At 68.7% G+C, this 19,562-nt stretch carries 18 protein-coding genes; 6 read left to right on the plus strand and 12 right to left on the minus strand.

Annotated features, from left to right (window positions below; genetic code table 11):
- Positions 1 to 126 precede the first annotated feature (126 nt).
- The 4 genes from AC4HOU_RS25770 (at position 127) to AC4HOU_RS25785 (ending at position 4,320) form a co-directional block, all read left to right on the plus strand.
- Positions 127 to 894, plus strand: coding sequence for a DeoR/GlpR family DNA-binding transcription regulator (locus AC4HOU_RS25770; protein WP_163812555.1), 768 nt, complete (start codon positions 127 to 129; stop codon positions 892 to 894).
- A complete protein-coding gene (pfkB, locus tag AC4HOU_RS25775) occupies positions 891 to 1,838 on the plus strand; it encodes a 1-phosphofructokinase (RefSeq protein WP_490725474.1) in 948 nt (315 codons plus the stop codon). Before AC4HOU_RS25770 ends, pfkB begins: the two co-directional genes overlap by 4 nt.
- A 13-nt stretch (positions 1,839 to 1,851) precedes the next feature.
- Positions 1,852 to 3,993: a PTS fructose transporter subunit IIABC gene (locus AC4HOU_RS25780; protein ID WP_195021577.1), complete on the plus strand. Its 2,142-nt coding sequence runs from the start codon at positions 1,852 to 1,854 to the stop codon at positions 3,991 to 3,993.
- A 69-nt stretch (positions 3,994 to 4,062) separates the two neighbouring features.
- Positions 4,063 to 4,320: an HPr family phosphocarrier protein gene (locus AC4HOU_RS25785; protein ID WP_163812549.1), complete on the plus strand. Its 258-nt coding sequence runs from the start codon at positions 4,063 to 4,065 to the stop codon at positions 4,318 to 4,320.
- Positions 4,321 to 4,378: 58 nt separating this feature from the next.
- On the opposite strand, the gene der is transcribed toward AC4HOU_RS25785, so the two are convergent.
- The 12 genes from der to steA all read right to left on the minus strand — a co-directional run bounded on the left by der (position 4,379) and on the right by steA (position 17,472).
- Positions 4,379 to 5,791 (minus strand): ribosome biogenesis GTPase Der, encoded by a 1,413-nt coding sequence (gene der, locus AC4HOU_RS25790; protein ID WP_163812547.1) that lies wholly within the window; start codon positions 5,789 to 5,791, stop codon positions 4,379 to 4,381.
- Entirely contained in the window at positions 5,788 to 6,465 is a 678-nt protein-coding gene (gene cmk / locus AC4HOU_RS25795) for a (d)CMP kinase (protein WP_195021696.1), read from the minus strand. Before cmk ends, der begins: the two co-directional genes overlap by 4 nt.
- A 65-nt stretch (positions 6,466 to 6,530) precedes the next feature.
- Positions 6,531 to 7,646, minus strand: a complete 1,116-nt coding sequence (locus AC4HOU_RS25800) for a pseudouridine synthase (RefSeq protein ID WP_163812545.1) — start codon at positions 7,644 to 7,646, stop codon at positions 6,531 to 6,533.
- A 9-nt stretch (positions 7,647 to 7,655) separates the two neighbouring features.
- On the minus strand, positions 7,656 to 8,312 hold the full coding sequence (scpB, locus tag AC4HOU_RS25805) for an SMC-Scp complex subunit ScpB (protein WP_163812543.1): 657 nt from the start codon (positions 8,310 to 8,312) through the stop codon (positions 7,656 to 7,658).
- Positions 8,309 to 9,229, minus strand: a complete 921-nt coding sequence (locus tag AC4HOU_RS25810) for a segregation and condensation protein A (RefSeq protein WP_416383108.1) — start codon at positions 9,227 to 9,229, stop codon at positions 8,309 to 8,311. Before AC4HOU_RS25810 ends, scpB begins: the two co-directional genes overlap by 4 nt.
- Before the next feature lie 182 nt (positions 9,230 to 9,411).
- Positions 9,412 to 10,362 carry a ParA family protein gene (locus tag AC4HOU_RS25815; protein ID WP_228807037.1) on the minus strand — a complete coding sequence of 317 codons (951 nt, stop codon included), beginning with the start codon at positions 10,360 to 10,362 and terminating at the stop codon, positions 9,412 to 9,414.
- Positions 10,363 to 10,688: 326 nt separating this feature from the next.
- Complete coding sequence (xerD, locus tag AC4HOU_RS25820) at positions 10,689 to 11,618, minus strand: site-specific tyrosine recombinase XerD (protein ID WP_163812541.1); 930 nt, start codon at positions 11,616 to 11,618, stop codon at positions 10,689 to 10,691.
- 12 nt (positions 11,619 to 11,630) lie between these two features.
- The gene (locus AC4HOU_RS25825) at positions 11,631 to 12,284 is read right to left on the minus strand and encodes an NUDIX domain-containing protein (RefSeq protein WP_195021576.1); all 654 of its coding nucleotides are present in this window, start codon (positions 12,282 to 12,284) and stop codon (positions 11,631 to 11,633) included.
- Positions 12,285 to 14,009, minus strand: coding sequence for a CTP synthase (gene pyrG, locus AC4HOU_RS25830; RefSeq protein WP_051016407.1), 1,725 nt, complete (start codon positions 14,007 to 14,009; stop codon positions 12,285 to 12,287). It abuts the gene before it with no gap.
- Between the two features lie 207 nt (positions 14,010 to 14,216).
- Entirely contained in the window at positions 14,217 to 15,080 is an 864-nt protein-coding gene (locus tag AC4HOU_RS25835) for a hypothetical protein (protein ID WP_163812536.1), read from the minus strand.
- Between the two features lie 236 nt (positions 15,081 to 15,316).
- Positions 15,317 to 16,261: a copper transporter gene (locus AC4HOU_RS25840; protein WP_195021575.1), complete on the minus strand. Its 945-nt coding sequence runs from the start codon at positions 16,259 to 16,261 to the stop codon at positions 15,317 to 15,319.
- A complete protein-coding gene (gene steA, locus AC4HOU_RS25845) occupies positions 16,258 to 17,472 on the minus strand; it encodes a putative cytokinetic ring protein SteA (RefSeq protein WP_163812531.1) in 1,215 nt (404 codons plus the stop codon). The genes AC4HOU_RS25840 and steA overlap by 4 nt, the downstream gene beginning before the upstream one ends.
- Before the next feature lie 178 nt (positions 17,473 to 17,650).
- Between steA and AC4HOU_RS25850 the strand changes: the two genes are divergently transcribed.
- Positions 17,651 to 18,997 (plus strand): GntP family permease, encoded by a 1,347-nt coding sequence (locus AC4HOU_RS25850; RefSeq protein WP_163812529.1) that lies wholly within the window; start codon positions 17,651 to 17,653, stop codon positions 18,995 to 18,997.
- Positions 18,955 to 19,494 carry a gluconokinase gene (locus AC4HOU_RS25855; protein ID WP_194989501.1) on the plus strand — a complete coding sequence of 180 codons (540 nt, stop codon included), beginning with the start codon at positions 18,955 to 18,957 and terminating at the stop codon, positions 19,492 to 19,494. Before AC4HOU_RS25850 ends, AC4HOU_RS25855 begins: the two co-directional genes overlap by 43 nt.
- Positions 19,495 to 19,562 lie beyond the last annotated feature (68 nt).

Consider the following 19,562-nt stretch of genomic DNA (forward strand, 5'->3'; position numbering starts at 1 on the left):
CCGAAATCGGACTGTGGTGTTCATATCAGCCATCGAGTGGATGTGATCCAGACTACTCCAAACCATTGACAAAGCAACACACTCAGACGTAAAACAACATAAATCAACATTCGCAGGAGGATCGGGATGTACGCAGAGGAGCGGCAGCAGGCCATCGCCACCCTGGTGGGGCAGCGCGGTCGCGTTTCGGTGACCGATCTGTCCGAGCAGTACGGCGTCACCAGTGAAACCGTGCGGCGCGACCTCGCGGTGCTGGACCGGATGGGTCTGGTGCGCCGGGTGCACGGCGGCGCCGTCCCTGCCGCCGCCCTCACCGCGATCGAACTGGGCACCTCCGAACGCGAGACCACGCACACCGCCGAAAAGGAACGCATCGCCAAGGCCGCCGTGGAATTCCTGCCACCCACCGGCGGCAGTGTGCTCTTCGACGCGGGCACCACCACCGCACGAGTCGCGGCGCTGCTGCCTGCCGACCGCGAGCTGGTCGGGGTGACGAACTCGCTGCCGGTGGCGACCAGGCTCAGCGGCCATGCCTGCGTGCAGTTGCATCTGCTCGGCGGGCGGGTGCGTGGGGTCACCCAGGCCGCCGTCGGCGCGGAGACGCTGCGCGTGCTGGCCGGGATGCGGGTCGATACCGCATTCATCGGCACCAACGCGCTCACCCCGGCCCACGGTCTGTCCACCCCGGACGTCGACGAGGCGGCGGTCAAGCGGGCCATGGTGGCCAGTGCCCATCGGGTGGTGGTGGTCGCCGATTCGTCCAAGATCGGCCGCGAGGATTTCGTACGCTTCGCCGGCATCGACGAGATCGACGTGCTGGTCACCGATTCCGGTATTCCGGCCTCGGTGCGCAACGAACTCACCGGCAGCGGCATCGAGGTGGTGGCGGCGTGATCGTCACACTCACCGCGAATCCGAGTATCGACCGCACCGTCACCCTGGCCGAACCGCTGCTGCGCGGGGCGGTGCACCGGGCACGCGGCGTCGCCACCCATCCGGGCGGCAAGGGCGTCAACGTTTCCCGGGTGGTTGCCGCCGCTGGCGTGCCCACCGTCGCCGTCCTGCCCGGCAACGCCGACGATCCGCTGCTGCGCGCGCTCACCGAGGCCGGGATCGAGCATCGCAGCGTGCCGACCGCCGGTTCGGCGCGGATCAACCTCACCGTCGCCGAAGCCGACGGCACCACCACCAAGATCAACGAGCCCGGCCACCCACTGAGCACCGCCGCGCTGGAGGCGCTGGCCGCGCTCCTGAGTGAGCTCGCGGCAGCAGCCGATTGGGTGGTGCTCTCGGGTTCGCTACCGCCTGCCGTACCCGCCGACTGGTACGTCGAGCTGATCCGCCGAATGCCCGGCACCCGGATCGCCGTCGACACCTCCGACGCGCCACTGCTCGCCCTCGCGGACGGAACGTCGGTGGCGCCACAGCTGATCAAACCCAATACCGACGAACTCGCCCAGCTGACGGGCACTTCCGCCGGCACGCTGGAAGAACCCCTGGTGGCCGCGCGCGCCGCCGCCGGACTCCTCGACCGCGGCTTCGGCGCGGTACTGGCGACGCTCGGCGCCGCGGGCGCGGTCCTGGTCACCGCCGACGGCGCCTGGCATGCCGCCGCACCCGCCATCCGTCCGCGCAGCACCGTCGGTGCAGGCGATTCCGCCCTCGCGGGCTACCTGCTCGCCGATCTGGCCGGCGCCGCACCCGCCGACCGGCTACGCCGCGCCGTCGCCTACGGCAGCGCGGCCGCCGCACTGCCCGGCACCGGCCTGCCCGGTCCCCACCACACCGACCCCGACGCCGTGTCCGTCACGGCGCTGGACCTCCTCCCCCATTCCTGAAGGGCGCACCGCGATGGCCGATTCGATCATCACCCCGGAAACGATCACGCTCGACGCCGATCTCGGCGCCTCGAAACCGGATGTGATCGCCGCCCTCGCACAGCGGATCACCGATGCCGGACGCGCCGAGGACGCGGCCGCGCTCACCGCCGCGGCGCTGGCCAGGGAGGAGCAGTCGGCCACCGGGCTGCCGAACGGCCTCGCCATCCCGCACTGCCGGGCCGCCACCGTCCTGCGGCCCTCCCTCGGTTTCGCGCGCCTGGCACCGAAGGTCGATTTCGGCGCCCCCGACGGCCCCGCCGATCTCGTGTTCCTGATCGCGGCACCGGAGGGCGCGGGTGCCGAACATATGAAGCTGTTGTCGAGCCTGGCGCGAGCACTGGTGAAACCGGAGTTCGTCGGCAGTCTGCGCGCGGCGGACAGCGCTGATGCTGTTGTCGCACTGGTGGATTCGGTGCTCGCTCCGCCGACAGGCAGCACGGCCACCGACCCCGCAGGAGCGGCGGCCGGCGCAGGGGCCACCTCTTCGGTCGGCGCCGTAGCTCCGCCAGGATCGTCTGCGGGTAGCGGGACCGCCGGCGTCGACAACGGCGCATCCGACAGCACGAATGCCACCGCGGCACCGGCGATTCCCACTGCCACCGAAGAAGTTCCGGCCGAACAGGCTGCTGGATCGGTCGGCGCCGCCACTCGCTCGATCGTCGCCGTCACCGCCTGCCCCACCGGCATCGCGCACACCTACATGGCCGCCGACGCGCTGGTGGCCGCGGGTGAGCGGGCCGGGGTGCGGGTTCAGGTAGAAACCCAGGGGTCCAGCGGCACCACCCCGCTCTCGGCCGCCACCATCGCCGCCGCCGACGCCGTCATCCTGGCCACCGATGTCGGGGTGAAGGGCCGGGAGCGGTTCGCGGGCAAGCCCATTGTGGAATCCGGGGTGAAGCGAGCCATCAACGAGCCCGACGCGATGATCGCCGATGCGCTGCGCGTGGCCCGCGATCCCGCCGCGGCCGCCGCGACGACAACCACGGCACCGGAACCCGAGCCCGCCGCACTGGGCTGGGGTACCCGGTTACGCCAGATCCTGCTCACCGGCGTCAGCTACATGATTCCGTTCGTCGCGGCGGGCGGGCTGCTGATCGCACTCGGTTTCCTGGTCGGCGGCTACGAGATCGCCGACAACGCGTCCTCGATCGTGCTGGACAATTCACTCACCTCGCTACCGCCGGGCGGACTGGCCACCTATCTGGGTGCGGTGCTGTATCAGCTTGGTTCGCTCGCGTTCGGCTTCCTGGTGCCTGCGCTGGCCGGCTACATCGCCTTCGCCATCGCCGACCGGCCCGGTCTGGCACCGGGTTTCACCGCGGGCGCGGTGGCCCTCTTCGTCGGGGCGGGGTTCCTCGGCGGCCTGGTCGGTGGTCTGATCGCCGGGTTCGCGGCACTGTGGGTGAGCCGGATTCCGGTGCCGCAGTGGGCGCGTGGGTTGATGCCGGTGGTGATGATCCCGCTGTTCGCCTCGCTCATCGTCGGGCTGCTCATGCTCACCGTGCTCGGCAAACCGCTGGCGGTGATGACCGAGAGCCTGACCGATTGGCTCAACGGACTGTCGGGGACCTCGGCCGTCGCGCTCGGCGTCATCCTCGGCCTGATGATGTGCTTCGACCTGGGCGGCCCGGTCAACAAGGCCGCGTACTCGTTCGCCGCGGCGGGCCTGTCGGTGACCGATCCGGCGACGCTGAAGATCATGGCCGCGGTCATGGCGGCAGGTATGGTGCCGCCGCTGGCCATGGCGCTGGCCTCGACCGTGCTGCGGCCGGGCCTGTTCACTCCCGCCGAACGCGAGAACGGCAAGGCCGCCTGGCTGCTGGGCGCCTCGTTCATCTCCGAAGGCGCCATCCCGTTCGCGGCCGCCGACCCGCTGCGGGTGATCCCGTCGATGATGGCCGGCGGCGCGGTCACCGGGGCGCTGGTGATGGCGACCGGGGTGACGCTGAGCGCACCGCATGGCGGCATCTTCGTCTTCTTCGCCGTCGGGCAGATCGCCTGGTATCTGGTCGCCATCGCGGCCGGCACCGTCACCGCCGCGGTCTGCGTCACGGCCGCCAAGTCCTTCGGCCGGGCTCGGACGAGCACCGATACCGCGCTCGTGGCCGCCTGAGCACCCGAAAGCCGCACCGCGCACCCCGTCCACGCTGCACACTCGTATCCACCCCACCAAGGAGAAGAAATGCCGAGTACCACCGTCACCGTCGGTTCCTCGATCGGCCTGCACGCCCGCCCCGCCGCGTTGATCGCAGAGGCCGTTGCCGCGGCAGGCGTCCCGGTCACCCTGGCCCTGCCCGGTGGTGAGCCCGTGGATGCGGGCTCGTCACTGATGATCATGACCCTCGGTGCCACCTGCGGCACCGAGGTCGTGGTCAGCAGCGATGATCAGCCGACGCTGGACAAGATCGTCGGCATGGTCGCCAGCGATCTCGACGCCTGAGCCGGCAGCCGCGACCGAGCAAGGGCACGGCCCGTCCCGGTGCGGACGGGCCGCAGCACTACTTCCGTGGCCGCTTCTCGCGCACTCGCACCGAGATCCGCACCGGCGAACCGGCGAAACCGAACTCCTCACGCAGCCTGCGCTCCAGGAAGCGGCGGTAGCCCGCCTCCAGGAAGCCGGTGGTGAACAGCACGAACGTCGGCGGACGTGTGGTCGCCTGGGTGGCGAACAGGATGCGCGGCAGCCGCCCGCCGCGCATCGGCGGCGGAGTCGCGGCGACGACTTCCTTGAGCCAGTTGTTCAACCGGCCCGTCGGAATCCGCTTGTCCCAGGATTCCAGCGCCGTCTCCATCGCGGGCACCAGCTTCTGCACCGCCCGGCCGGTGTGCGCGGAGATATTGACCCGCTGCGCCCACGGCACCCGCACCAGCTCGCGGTCGATCTCCTTCTCCAACTGCAAGCGGCGGTCCTCGTCGACCAGATCCCACTTGTTGAACGCCAGCACCAGCGCGCGACCGGAATCGGCGACCAGGCTGATCACCCGCAGGTCCTGTTCGGTGATCGGCTGGGAGGCATCGATCAGCATGATCGCCACCTCGGAGGCCTCCAGCGCCGACTTGGTGCGCAGCGAGGCGTAGAACTCGGTACCGCTGGCGGTGGACACCTTGCGGCGCAAACCCGCGGTATCGACGAACTTCCAGATCTTGCCGCCCAATTCGACCAGGGTGTCGACCGGGTCGACGGTGGTTCCGGCGACGTCGTGCACCACCGACCGCTCATCGCCTGCCAGCTTGTTCAGCAGGCTCGACTTGCCGACGTTCGGCTTGCCGACCAACGCCACGCGGCGCGGGCCGGTCCCGCCGGTGCCCTCACGCGGGGTTTCCGGCAGCACCTCGAGCACGTCGTCGAGCAGATCGCCGGTGCCGCGGCCATGAGCGGCCGACACCATGCGCGGCTCACCGAGACCGAGCGACCACAGCGTGGCGGCATCGGCCTCCACCCGCTGATCGTCGACCTTGTTGGCGACCAGGATGACCGGCGTCTTGGACCGGCGCAGCACCTTCACCGCGGCCTCGTCGGTCGCGGTGGCGCCGACGGTGGCGTCGACGACGAGCAGGATCGCGTCGGCGGTGTTCATCGCCAATTCGGCCTGCCTGGCCACCGACTGCTGCAGCCCCTTGGCATCGGGTTCCCAGCCGCCGGTGTCCTGCACCAGGAATCGGCGCCCGGCCCAGTTCGCCTCGTAGGAGACGCGGTCGCGGGTCACGCCGGGAATGTCTTCCACCACGGCCTCTCGGCGGCCGAGGATCCGGTTGACCAGCGTCGACTTGCCGACGTTCGGCCGCCCGACGACGGCGAGTGTCGGCATCGCGATATGTTCGCCCGCCTCCAGGTCACCGTCGAGATCGGTGATCTCCCATTCGGATTCGTCGCTCCATACGCCGTCGCCGGCGAGCACGTCCTCGGTCATTTGGCCTCTCCCGCCGTGCGCACCGAAACCTGCTGCGCGACAACGCGGTACAGCTCGTCGATGACCTCGTCCATGCTCAGTTCGCTGGTGTCGACCAGCACCGCGTCCGCGGCCGGACGCAGCGGGGACACCTTGCGGGTGGAATCGAGGGTGTCGCGGCGCTGCACGTCGGCCAGCACCGCGGCGTAGTCGTCACCCCGGCCCTCGGCGATGTTCTGCTGATTGCGCCGCTGGGCCCGCGCCTCGGCGGAAGCGGTCAGATAGATCTTGGCGTCGGCGTCGGTCAGCACGACGGTGCCGATATCGCGGCCCTCGACCACGATCCGGCCGGCCGATACCGCGATCTCACGCTGCAGGGCGACCAGCGCCTCGCGCACCTCGGGCACCGCCGACACCGCCGACACCGCCTTGGTGACCGCGTCGCCGCGGATCTCCGCGGAGACGTCGGCGCCGTCGAGCTGGATCAGCTCATTGCTGGGGTCGGTGCCGATGGTCAGCGGCAGGTCCACCACCGCGGCCGCGATGGCAGCCGGATCGCCGAGGTCGACGCCCGCGCGCAGCACGCGCAGCGTCGCCACCCGGTACATGGCGCCGGTGTCGAGATAGCGGGCGCCCAGACGTGCGGCGAGCCGGCGCGACACGCTGGACTTGCCGGTCCCCGACGGCCCGTCCATCGCCACCACCAGCGACGAGGACCCCGACAGCTGTTCGGGCACCTCGACCGCGCTGTCCACACTGTTCACAACGACACCGCCTCGTAGAGTTTGCCGATTTCATCGCGACCCAGCACCCGGAGGGTGCCCGGTCGTTGATCGCCCAGCGCCACCGGGCCGATATCGGTGCGCACCAGCCGCGTCACCGGATGGCCGACCGCGTCCAGCAGCCGGCGCACGATGTGCTTGCGCCCTTCGTGCAACACGATCTTGACCAGCGAACGTCCCTCGCCGATATCGAGCACCTGGAAGCGGTCGACCTTGGCGGGGCCGTCCTCAAGTTCGACGCCGTCGCGCAGCTGCTTGCCGACCGCGCGGTGCACCTCACCGTTGACGGTGGCCAGGTAGGTCTTGGACACCTCGAACGAGGGATGCATCAGCCGGTGCGCCAGATCGCCGTCGTTGGTGAGCAGCAGCAGGCCCTCGGTGTCGGCGTCCAGGCGTCCGACGTGGAACAACCGCTGCCCGGCCGCGATGCGTTCGGCGACGATATCGCCCACACAGGGCCTGCCCAGATCGTCCGACATCGTCGACTGCCAGCCCTTGGGCTTGTTCAGCGCCAGGTGCACCAGCTCCTCGCGCACCACCACCCGGGTGCCGTCCACCCGGATCACGGCGTGCTGCGGGTCGATGCGCAGGCCCTGCTCGCGCACGATCATGCCGTCGACCTCGACGCGACCCTGCGCGATCATGTCCTCGGCGGCGCGCCGGGACGCGACCCCGGCCTTGGCCAGCACCTTCTGCAAACGCTCGCCCTCACCCCAGGGCAGTTTGGTGTGCGCGCCGGGAGCCGGCTCGACGTGCTGGCGCTTGGCGGGCTTGGCATTGCTCAGCTGCGGCGTCGAGGCGGTCTGGCGCTGCGGCTTGGCGGATTTGTTCTTGCGGGGCGGCTGCGCGCGGTCGGGCCTGCGGGCCGCGCCCTGCGCGCCGCGCTGCGACGGGGCCGCGGAGCCACCGCGCTGGGCGCCTGCCGATCCACTGGTGCCGCGCCGGGGGTCCGCACCCGTCGCGGCGCCCCGCGGGGTGACCCCGCGCTGGGCCGCACGCGCATCACGGGAGCCGATCGGGCGGCCACCCCTCGGGTGCTGGTCGTTACGTTTCCTACGGTCCGGTGTGCCATCTCGGCGAGCGGGTGTATTCACGTTGTCCTGTCAATCCTCGGTGCCGAGGTCCAGATCGTCCTCGGCGGGTTTCTTCAGCCTGGTGTAGCGGGGGTCCGTCTCCAGGCTCTCGTTGATCTCATCGATCAGGTCGACGCCCGGTAGCAGGGGCGCCAGTGGTGGCAGATCGCTCAGTGACGCCAGCCCGACCCGTTCCAGGAACAGTTCGGTCGTGCGGTAGAGCGTCCCGTTGGTCTCCGGGTCGACGCCTGCTTCGGCGATCAACCCTCTGGCCAGCAGGGTGCGCATGACGCCGTCGACGTTCACGCCGCGCACCGCGCTGACCCTGGTCCGGGTCACCGGCTGGCGGTATGCCACCACCGCCAGCGTTTCCAAGGCGGCCCTGGTCAGTTTCGACCGGGCGCCGTCGAGCAGCAGCCGTTCGACATACGGTGCGTACTCGCTGCGAGTATAGAAGCGCCACCCGTCACCGGCGAAACGCAGATCGATCCCGGAGCGCCGGGCCGACAGCTCGGCCGACATCTCGCGCAGGGTGCGCTCGACCCGCTCGGCACTGTCGTCGAGGGCCGCTGCCAGCTGTTCTACCGGGGCGGGAGTGTCGACGATGAGCAGAATCGCCTCGAGCGCCGAGCGGAATTCGTCGTCGTCGAGGGGTTCGGGGGTGAACTCTGCCACTGCCTCGGTCATCCGTAGTCCTCTTCGATGGTCACCACGTTATCTGCTTGCCCGTCCTCGGGTTGATCGCCGATCCAGCTCACCGCCAGCGGGCCGAGCGGATCGGGCTGATCGAACTCGATGCTCTTGCCGCGATAGAGCTCCAGCAAGGCAAGGAAGCGCGCGACGATTTCGATCGGCGCACCGCAGTCGGCGACCAGTTCGGCGAAGGTCGTCCACCCGCCCGCACCGCGCTCCTCGAGACGTTCGAGCACGATCGCGGCCTGTTCGGCGACCGAGACGGCGTGCGCGTGCAAATGGTCGAGACCCACCGTCGGCACGGGCCGCGGCCGGAACGCCGCCGCCGCGATCTCGGCGAACCCGGCGGCGTCCACACCCAGGGTCACCTCTGGCAGCAGGTCGGTGAAGCGGTCCTCGAGCCCCACGGCGCGCGGGTACCGGCGCAGCGCCGCCGCCTCCAGCTCCCCGAGCAGTTCGGCGACCTGCTTGAAGGCCCGGTACTGCAGCAGCCGGGCGAAGAGCAGGTCGCGCGCCTCGAGCAGTTCCAGATCCTCGGCGTCGGTCATCTCGCCCGACGGCAGCAGCCGCGCCGCCTTCAGATCCAGCAGGGTGGCGGCCACCACCAGGAACTCGGTGGTCTGATCGAGGATCTTGTCCGCGCGCAGCCCCGACTGCTCGGCCAGGTCCGCCGTCAACGCCTTGGTGTAGGCGATGAACTCGTCGGTCACCTTGTGCAACGCCACCTCGGTGACGTCGAGACGACGCTGACTGATCAGGGTCAGCAGCAGATCGAAGGGGCCTTCGAAGTTGCTCAGCCGCAGATGGAATCCGGACGGGCGCTCGGGCTCGGTGTCTGTGGCCGAGCCGGGATCCGTGCCCGCATTCGAGCCGGCTTCGGCGCTCGTAGTCGAATCAGGCTCGGCGCCCACGGTCGAGCCGGGCTCCGAGCCCGCATTCGAGCCAGGTTCGGTGCCCGCACTCGAGCCGGGCTCGGTGCTCACAGCCGAGCCGGGCTCGGTGCTCACAGCCGAGCCGGGTTCGCTGCTCGCGGTCGAATCGGTGGAGCCTGGGTTATCGGTGCTGGTCGACAGTGCTGGCTCGGACGCTGCGGTCACCGGCCGGACCGGTGGATGACTTCCCGCGCCATCGCCCGATAGGCTTCCGCGCCACCGGATTTCGGGGCCCACGTGGTGATCGGCTCGCCCGCGACGCTGGCATCGGGGAAGCGCACGGTGCGCGAGATCGCGGTGTCGTACACCAGGTCACCGAACACCTCCACCACGCGGGACATGACCTGCCGCGAATGCAGCAGTCGCGCATCGAACATGGTGACGACGATGCCGTAGAGGCTCAGACGCGGATTGAGCCGATCGCGCACCTTCTCCACGGTGTCGTTGAGCAGGGCGAGCCCGCGCAGCGAGAAGTACTCGCATTCCATCGGGATGATCACACCGTCGGAGCAGGCCAGCGCGTTCACCGTGAGCAGTCCGAGCGAGGGCTGGCAGTCGATGAGGATGTAGTCGTAGCGCGAGCGCACCGATTCCAGGGCCCGCCCGAGGGTCTGCTCCCGGCCGACCTCGTTGACCAGCTGGATCTCCGCCGCCGACAGATCGATATTGCTGGGCAGCAGATCCATGTTCTCGACCCTGGTCTGCATCAGCACGTCGTCGATGGAGACCTTCGAACCGACCAGCAGGTTGTGCACGGTGAGGTCGAGGTCGTGGTGGGCCACGCCGAGCCCGGCCGAGAGCGCGCCCTGCGGATCGAGATCGACCAGCAGCACCTTGCGCCCGTATTCGGCCAGCGCCGCACCGAGATTGATGGTGGAGGTGGTCTTGCCGACCCCGCCCTTCTGATTGCACATGGCGATGATCAGGGCCTCACCGCCGGGTGCCACGGCGGGCGGTTCGGGAACCAGACGCAACGGACGTCCGGTGGGGCCGAGCTCGACATCGTCGGGCACCGGCGCCGCTTCCACGGCGTTGCCCCACACCGAGGGGGTTCCGGTGTCGGCGTCGAGTCCCGCGCCGGCGTCCGTAAGCGGCTCCGTCCCAGCACCCATCGGCGGCTCTGCCGCTCCGGCTGTCGTCACGATCCGCTGCTCCTTATACGTTCCTGCCCGTTCCCCGCCGAGCGTAGCGAGGCCGATCAGTGCACGACCTCACTTTCGGATGGTCCAGCTCTCGGTAGACGCTACCGCTAGTTCGTCCCCGAGTGCCGCGAGTCCGACCGGCGTGTTCGCGACGCCACGCCGCGTCACGGATAACAAAACGCTACCTGTTCGTTGTCATTGCCATTGCGGAGCACTGTCGAACCGGTGACCTTTCCCGCCGGACCGGCCCTCGGCGCCTGGTCGAAGCCGCCAGGAGCGGGTGGATCCGGCGGCGCTCATGTCGCGCGCGGATGGGCAGTCGCCCAGACCTCGCGCAGGGTCTTGACGGTCACCAGGGTGTAGATCTGCGTGGTGGTGACCGAGGCGTGGCCGAGTAGTTCTTGGACAACGCGCACGTCGGCGCCGCCGTCGAGCAGATGCGTGGCAAACGAATGCCGCAGCGTGTGCGGGGAGACACTGGCGCCGATCCCCGAACGTTCGGCCGCGCTCTGTAACACCTGCCATGCGCTCTGCCGCGACAGTCGTCCACCGCGTGCGTTCAGGAACAACGCACCCGCGTTGCCGCGCCCACGCGCCGCGAGCACCGGGCGGCCGCGCACCAGATAGGCATCCACGGCCGCCAGCGCCGGACGCCCGATCGGCACGATGCGCTGTTTACCGCCCTTACCACGCAACACCACCGCACGCTCGGGCATATCGAGATCGTCGACATCGAGCCCGACCATCTCCGAGATCCGGGCCCCGGTGGAATACAACAGTTCCAGCAGCGCCCGGTCCCGCAGTCCGCGCGCCACCCCCTCACCGCTGGTGCCGCAATCACCGCCCGCCGCTTCCAGCAGCTTCAGCACCTCGTCATAGGGCAACGCCTTGGGCAGCCTGCGCCCAGGGGCCGGCGGTTTCACCGCATGCGCCACGTCGGTGCTGGTCATGCCCTCGGCGGTGGCGAACCGGTGCAGGCCACGGACGGCGATCAGCGCCCGGGCCACCGATCCCGCAGCCAGCGGCGGATGCCCGGCGCCGCCGGAACGCAGCGCCATGGCGAACTCGGCGACATCGCCTTCCGCGACGGCGTCGAGATCGCCGATGCCGCGACCGGCCAGGAAGGCCCGGTACCGCTCCAGATCACGCCGATAGGCGGACAGGGTGTTGCGTGCGGCGCCCCGCTCGACGGCCAGATGGTCGAGGTAGGCGTCCACCTCCCGCACCGTGGTGGCCCGTCAGTCCTGCGCCCGGCGTGCTTGCCTGCCCAGCAGCGCCGTCGGCTGCCCGGGCCATGGCACGTCCGCCGGGCGCGGGGCCAGTCCCTGCGCCCGTGCCGCCGACACCGCGAGCACACCGGCCACGGCGGTGGCGTTGACGATCTCGCCGGCCAGCGCGGCCCGCACCGCCTGCTCCAGCGGCATCCGCACCAACTCCAGATCGGCTTCCTCGTGCTCGGGGTCGGGGCGCTCGGTGTCATAGAGCCCACGGGCCAGATACACCCGCAGCGCCTCATCGGTGAAACCCGGCGACAACGCCACATCCACCAGTACCGACCACTCGTGTGCGGCCAGGCCCGTCTCCTCGGCCAACTCACGCTTGGCCGCTTCGAGCGGGTCCTCGCCGTCGATGTCGAGCAACCCGGCGGGAAGTTCGAGCAGCCGGATGCCCAGCGGATGACGGTACTGGCGGATCAGCACGATGTTGTCGTCGTCGTCCAGCGCGGCCACGGCGACGGCGCCGTGATGCTCGACCACTTCCCGTTCGACGACCCGGCCGTCCGGCATGGCCACCTGATCCAGCCGCAACGCCAGGATCGCGCCGGAATACACCGTCCGGCTGGACACGGTCTCGAAGTCGTGGCTACCCGGCACGGTGGAATTGTCGCTCATCTACGAGGCCTGATCACCCGCATTGGCCAATTCCTCACCGGGAATGTCGACCGGAAGCCGTTCGGCCGCCTTGTATTTCAAGGCTGCCGCGATCAGCGCCGCGAACAGCGGATGCGGCCGGGTCGGGCGCGACTTGAGTTCGGGATGGGCCTGGGTGGCGACGAAGAACGGGTGCTTGTCGGCGGGCAGCTCGACGAACTCGACCAGATGCCCGTCGGGTGAGGTGCCGCTGAACTTCAGCCCGCTCTTGGCGATCTTGTCGCGGTAGGCGTTGTTCACCTCGTAGCGGTGACGGTGCCGCTCGGAGACCTCGGTAGTGCCGTAGGCCTGCGCCACCACCGAACCCTTTGCCAGCACCGCCGGGTAGGCGCCCAGGCGCATGGTGCCGCCCAGATCGGCTTCCCCGGCCACCGCCTGCTCCTGATCGGCCATGGTGGAGATGACCGGGTGGGTGGTGTCGGGCTCGAACTCGGCGGAGTTGGCGTCGGTGAGCCCCACCGAACGCGCCGCCTCGATCACCATGCACTGCAAGCCGAGGCACAACCCGAGTAGCGGCAGCCCACGGGTGCGGGCGTAGCGGATGGCACCGACCTTGCCCTCGATTCCGCGGATGCCGAAGCCGCCGGGGATGAGGACCGCGTCCACGTCACGCAGCGCGGCCTGCGCTCCGGCCGGGGTCTCACAGTCGTCGGACTGCACCCAGCGGATCTGCACCTTGGCCCGCGAGGCGAATCCGCCCGCGCGCAGCGCCTCGGTGACCGACAGGTAGGCATCGGGCAGATCGACGTACTTGCCGACCAGCGCGACCTCAACGGTTTCGCGCGGGGAATGCACCCGATCGAGCAGATCGCCCCACACCGTCCAGTCCACATCGCGGAACGGCAGACCGAGCTTGCGCACCACATAGGCGTCCAGGCCCTCGCGGTGCAGCACCTTGGGGATGTCGTAGATCGAGGGGGCGTCCGGGGTGGAGATGCAGGCGTCGACCTCGACGTCGCACATCAGCGCGATCTTGCTCTTGAGCGACTGCGGGACCTCGCGGTCGCAGCGCAGGATCAGCGCGTCGGGCTGGATGCCGATATTGCGCAGCGCGGCCACCGAATGCTGGGTGGGCTTGGTCTTGAGTTCCCCCGACGGCGCCAGGTACGGCACCAGCGAGACGTGCAGGAAGAAGACGTTGTCGCGGCCGACGTCGTGGCGGATCTGCCGGGCGGCTTCCAGGAACGGCTGCGATTCGATGTCGCCGACGGTGCCACCGATCTCGGTGATCACCACATCCGGTTCCTGACCTTGCAGGTCCGGGCCGCGCATGGCCAGGATGCGCGCCTTGATCTCGTCGGTGATGTGCGGGATCACCTGCACCGTGTCACCGAGGTATTCACCGCGGCGCTCCTTGGCGATGACCGACGAATAGATCTGCCCTGTCGTCACATTCGCGTCCCTGGACAGATCCCGGTCCAGGAAGCGTTCGTAGTGTCCGACGTCGAGGTCGGTTTCGGCACCGTCCTCGGTCACGAACACCTCTCCGTGCTGGAACGGATTCATGGTGCCCGGATCGACGTTCAAGTACGGGTCGAGCTTCTGCATCGTGACCCGCAGTCCCCGCGCGGTCAGCAGTTGACCGAGGCTGGAGGCGGTAAGACCCTTACCGAGTGAGGAGGCGACACCACCGCTGACGAAGATGTGTTTGGTGGCAGTTCGCGCCTGAATCCGTGTTTGACCCACGGGTCTTCACGGTAACACGAAACCCCCGGTCCTCTGTACGCCACGCCCGGTTTGCCACCCGATCGCTCGCACTCGCTCATACCACCCTCTTGCCGCTGCGACCCAGCTCACGCCCTGCCCCATCTCGGCATGGCCCGGATGCTGCCGACAGCACGGGTGGTCGTGCCGTCGTTCGGATCGTCTCGGCTTCGGGAGGTATGACCATTCTCAGCCCACGATGATGCTCCACTTTCCGAACTGTCCGGGAGGGAAGTCCTTCAGGTTCACGTAGTCACCGGCGGTATCGAGCTCGCCGGAGGCGCCGGCCCCCTGGAGATGCGAATCGGAATGACCGCTGTTGTAGAAAAAGAGCCGATCATCGTCGACGGAAACAACGTGGGTCCAGTGCCCGAATTGCCCGGGAGGAAAGTCCTTCAGGTTGACATAGTCGCCAGAGCTAGCTATCTCACCGGACGCAGCCCACGGTTGCTGGTACCCGTTGTAGAAGAAGAGCCGGTTGCCACCGGCGGGCGCGATCATCCACCACGGGCCGAAGTGCCCCGCCGGGAAATCCATCAGGTTGACATACTCACCCGAGTCGTCGATCTCGGCGGTGACAGCTCCCCGAGTCTGAACGTTGTAGAAGAAGAGTCTGTTCCGGCCAACCGGAACGATGTGCGTCCACTTTCCGAATTTTCCGGGTGGGAAGTCCTTCAGGTTGACGTAGTCGCCGGTGGCATCGAGTTTCCCGACCGCGCCGGCCCCGGTAACCGCTGTGTAGAAAAAGAGCCGGCCATCGCCCAGCGGCACCACCGCCCACTGACCGAATTGTCCCGCGGGAAAGTCTCTCAGGTTGACATAGTTACCCGCGGCATCGATCTCTCCCGAAGCGGACTGTGTCGTTTGATAGTTGTGGAAGAAGAGCCGCTGACCGTCGGCGGGCACAATAAAGTGCCACTGTCCGAATTGACCGGCTGGATAGTCCTTCAGGTTGACGTAGTTACCCGAGGCATCCAGTTTCCCTGATGCGGCAGCTCCGGAGTGACTGTAGAAGAACATGACGACCCCTTCTTCGATGGTGTAAATCGCCACTGCTGTTCGATTCGGTCCAGCCAGATCGGTCGCGATTGGCGCCGCAAGCTCGCCCGGAGGTAGCAAGCCTCTTCGGCGACGCCACCAGGAGCCATGACCTCCGCACTGCCATCGAACCCGCCATGGCCCGTCCGGTCAATGGGCAGTCAGACCGGCATGGCGAGCATGGACAGTCCCGGGACCTGTAGCCGCCGATACAGTCGGTGACCTGCTCGGGCAGGTCAACCGGGTGGCGCTCAGCCCGGCAGGGCGGCGAGGGTCAGGGAGGTCGCGGTGGGGCCGGTGCCGTAGCGGCCGGTGCGCCCGGCCAGTTGCTCGGACAGGGCAAGGGCGGTGGTGACGCGGCCGAGTTCGCGGTCGAGGTTGTCGACGGTGGTGACGGCGGCGGCGAGGGGGGCGTCGTCGCGGACGACGGCGAGCGGGCCCGCGCCTTCGGCGGAGCCCGGGCGACCGGCCAGGACCACGCCCGCGCCGCGAGCACGCAGAGCGCCGGCGAAGCGGGCGGTATTGGCGCCGCGGCTGTTCTCCCCGGCCTTCGAGCCGTCACCGGTGACGACGACGGCCAGCTGGGCCGGCTGCACGGGGGTGTCGCCGTAGGCCAGGAATCCGCCGCCGCGCAGCGTCTCCAGGGCCAGGCCCAGTTCCTGCGGCGTGCTGCGCGGCTGCCCCGACGCCGGATCGAGCAGCAGCACCAGGCCGAGCAGATCGCCGGCCAGGCTGCCCTGGTCGACGGCACCGGTGCGCAGTTCGGCGCCCGCCGGGATGACGTTGGTGAGAGTCGAACGCATCCGGTCACCCTCGGTGGCGTCGACGAACGCCTCGGTGAACGCGATCCGGCCGGTGACGGCGGCGCCCGCGGTCTGCAACGCGGCCACGACACCGTCCACATCGCCGGGATCGGCGTCGGGGGTGGTGAACACCACGACGCTGCGGTCGGCGAGGGTGCCGCCGAGCAGCCGCGGCGCGGAACGGGCGATGAAGGCATCGGCGCCGTTCATCTGCCCGGTCAAGCGTTGATTCTCTGCGGTGAGGGTATCGACCTGGGCGCGTAGATCGTCCTTGTCGCTGCGCAGACCCGACAGCAGGTCCGAGGCCAGGGTCTGTGATCCGAGCACCACGCCAAGGGCGAGCGCGAGGAAGATCGCCGCGATCGAAATCGCGTGCTGGCGAAGCGAGATCACGCCGCCGTCCCACCCCGTAGGTCACGCGCCCAGAGCACGAACCGGTTCCAGGTGTCGGCGCCCCAATCCAGCATCTCGGTGCCGGAATTCGAGGCCAGCACCACCACGATCACCGCGATCAGCGCGGCCAGCACCACCAGCGCGATCGCGGTGCCGGACACTCGGTTGCGGTACAGGGTGGCCACCGCGGTGGCGTCCATCAGCGTCGAACCGATCTTGAGCCGCGTCAGGAAGGTCGCCGGGTTGCTGTCGCGGCGTCCGCGGTCGAAGAATTCGTCGAGCGAGGCGGCGGCTCCGGCGGTGACGATCAGCGCCGCACCGTGGTGGTGGGCCAGCAGCAACGCCAGATCCGTCGGTGCACCGGAGGACGGGAACGTCGTCGCGCCGATGCCCAGATCCTGGATGCGTTCCAGTCCCTTGGCGTGGCCGTCGGTGTCGGCGGGCAGGATCACCTCCGCACCGGATTTCAATGTCGCGGTGGTGATCTCGTCCGGGTCGCCGACGATCAGGTCCGGGCGGTAGCCGCCTTTGGTCAGGGTGTCGGCGCCGCGCCCGACGCCGACCATGATCGGCGCGTACTCCTTGATGAACGGCTTGAGCTTCTTCAGATCCTCCGCGTGCCCCGGCCCGTCGCCGACGACGACCACATGCCTGCCGCGCATCTCCAGTTCCAGATCCGGCACGCCGATCCCATCGATGAGCAGCGCCGATTCGGTGCGCACGAATTCGATGGTGTTGCCTGCGAACGCTTCCAGATGATCGGCGAGGCCGTTGCGGGCCTCGATCATCCGTTCCGCGATGGCGGCCTCGGTGAGTTCGATGGCCTCGACGAGGACTTCCGGCTCCTTCTTGGTGAGCCGGTCGGCGTAGACGACGCCACCGTCGATGCGGATCTTGGCGCCGTCCTTGATCTTGCTGAACGCATCCGAGCTCACCGTGTCCAGCAGCAGGATGTCGTTGGCCACCAGCACTTCCGGGCCGAGGTTCGGGTAGCGGCCCGAGATCGACGGCGAGGTGTTGATCACCGCGACCACGCCCGCTTCGACGAGACGGTCGGCGGTGAGCCGGTCCAGGTCCATTTCGTCGAGCACGACGATGTCGCCGGGACCGACCCGTTTGAGCAGACGCCGGGTGTTGCGGTCCACGCGGGCTATTCCGGTGCGACCGGGCAGCGTCTCGGTGTTCTTCGACAACAGCGCCAGCATCTTCATGACGCCGATGATGGCCGCAAACCCTCAACCATTGGTGGAGGCGCGCCGCACCTGCTACCACATTCGTCACTGTGATACCACTGCGCACCTCCCGCCACCGGCGAGTCCCCACGCAATCGGCCCGCAACCCCGGACGTGTCTGCCCGGCGAAACGCCGCTGGCCACGTAGGGTACCCGGGTGAGCACCGCGCACCTGGTCATCGCCGCGCTCGCGGGCATCGTCGTCATCGTCGCCGCGATCACCTGGCTGAAGATTCATCCGTTCATCGCACTCACCGTCGGTGCCATCGGTGTCGGCATCGGTGCCGGGTCCGGCGCCGCCGACACCGTCGACAGTTTCGTCTCCGGATTCGGCTCGACGATGGGCAGTGTCGGCATCCTGATCGGCTTCGGCGCCATGTTCGGCAAACTGCTGGCAGACTCCGGTGGCGCCACCCGCGTGGTCGACACGTTGCTCAAACTGTCCGGCCCGAAACTGATGCCGTGGACGATGGGTCTGGTCGGTGCCGTCATCGGACTGCCGATGTTCTTCGAAATCGGCGTCGTGCTGTTGATGCCGGTGATCATCCTGGTGGCCCGCCACTCCGGACTTCCGTTGATGCGCATCGCCATCCCCACGCTGGCGGGCCTGTCGGCCATGCACGGACTTGTGCCGCCGCATCCAGGTCCGCTCGTCGCCGTCGACGCTCTCGACGCCAACCTCGGTCTCACCCTGGCGTTCGGTGTGCTCGTCGCGATCCCGACGGTCGTGGTCGCCGGCCCGCTGTTCGGGACGCTGGCGGCCCGCTGGGTCGATGTTCCGGTCCCGGAGCTGTTCACCGACGAGGACGACAACGACGCCGACGACACGAAGCCCCAGCCACCCTTCCTGGTCGCCATCGGCACCATCCTGCTGCCGGTGCTGCTCATGCTCGGCAAGACCCTCGCCGACGTGATCGCGCCCGAATCCACCTCCGCGGCGAAGACCGTCCTCGACTTCCTCGGCACACCCGTCGTCGCCCTCGGCATCGGCCTGCTGGCCGGCATCGTGCTGCTCGGCTCCACCGCCCGGATGAGCCGCGACGACATCTCCGCGACGATGAACAGTTCGCTACCGCCGATCGCGGGCATCCTGCTGATCGTCGGCGCCGGTGGTGGTTTCAAGCAGGTGCTCGTCGATACCGGCATCGCCGACCTGATCGCCGACGCCATCCAGGACAGCAGCTTGCCGGTGCTGTTCCTGGCCTGGCTGGTCGCGGTGCTCATCCGGGTCGCGACCGGATCGGCTACCGTCGCCACGGTCACCGCTTCCGGAATTCTGGCGCCGGTGGCCGCCGACCTGTCCAACACCCACGTCTCGCTGATGGTGCTGGCGATCGGATCCGGTTCGCTGTTCCTGTCTCATGTCAACGACGCCGGATTCTGGCTGGTGAAAGAGTTTCTCGGGCTGACAGTTGCGCAAAACCTCAAATCGTGGACGGTGATGGAATGCCTGATATCGGTATGCGGTCTGGCCGGAGTGCTGGCGTTGAGCGTGGTCGTGTGACGCCGGTCCTGGTCGTCATGGGTGTGTCGGGGTCCGGTAAGTCGACCGTGGCCCGGCTGCTGGCGGAGAAGCTGGGCTGGGACATGCTCGAGGGCGACGATCTGCACCCCGAGACCAATGTCGCGAAGATGGCCTCGGGCACCCCGCTCACCGATGCCGACCGCTGGCCGTGGCTGCGCCGCATCGCCGACTGGATCGACACCCGCCAGTCCGCCCGCCGCCCCGGCATCGTCACCTGTTCGGCGCTCAAACGCAGCTACCGAGACGTCCTGCGCCGCGACGGCGTGATCTTCGTGCACCTGACCGGCAGCACCGAGCAGATCCGCGATCGCATCGGCCACCGCGCCGGCCACTTCATGCCCGCATCGCTACTGCAATCCCAAGTCGACACCTTGGAACCGCTGGAACCCGACGAGAACGGCATCGTCGTCGAAATCGGGCGCCCGCCTGCCGAAGAGGTCGCCGAGGTGATCGCGCAGTTGCCGCCCGGAAACTGACACCACCTGCCCGCAATTATCCGGGGTGCGCCTTTCGCAATGCCCGGGACTACCCGTATTCTCCGGGT

Source organism: Nocardia sp. JCM 38205 (genome assembly GCF_058222935.1).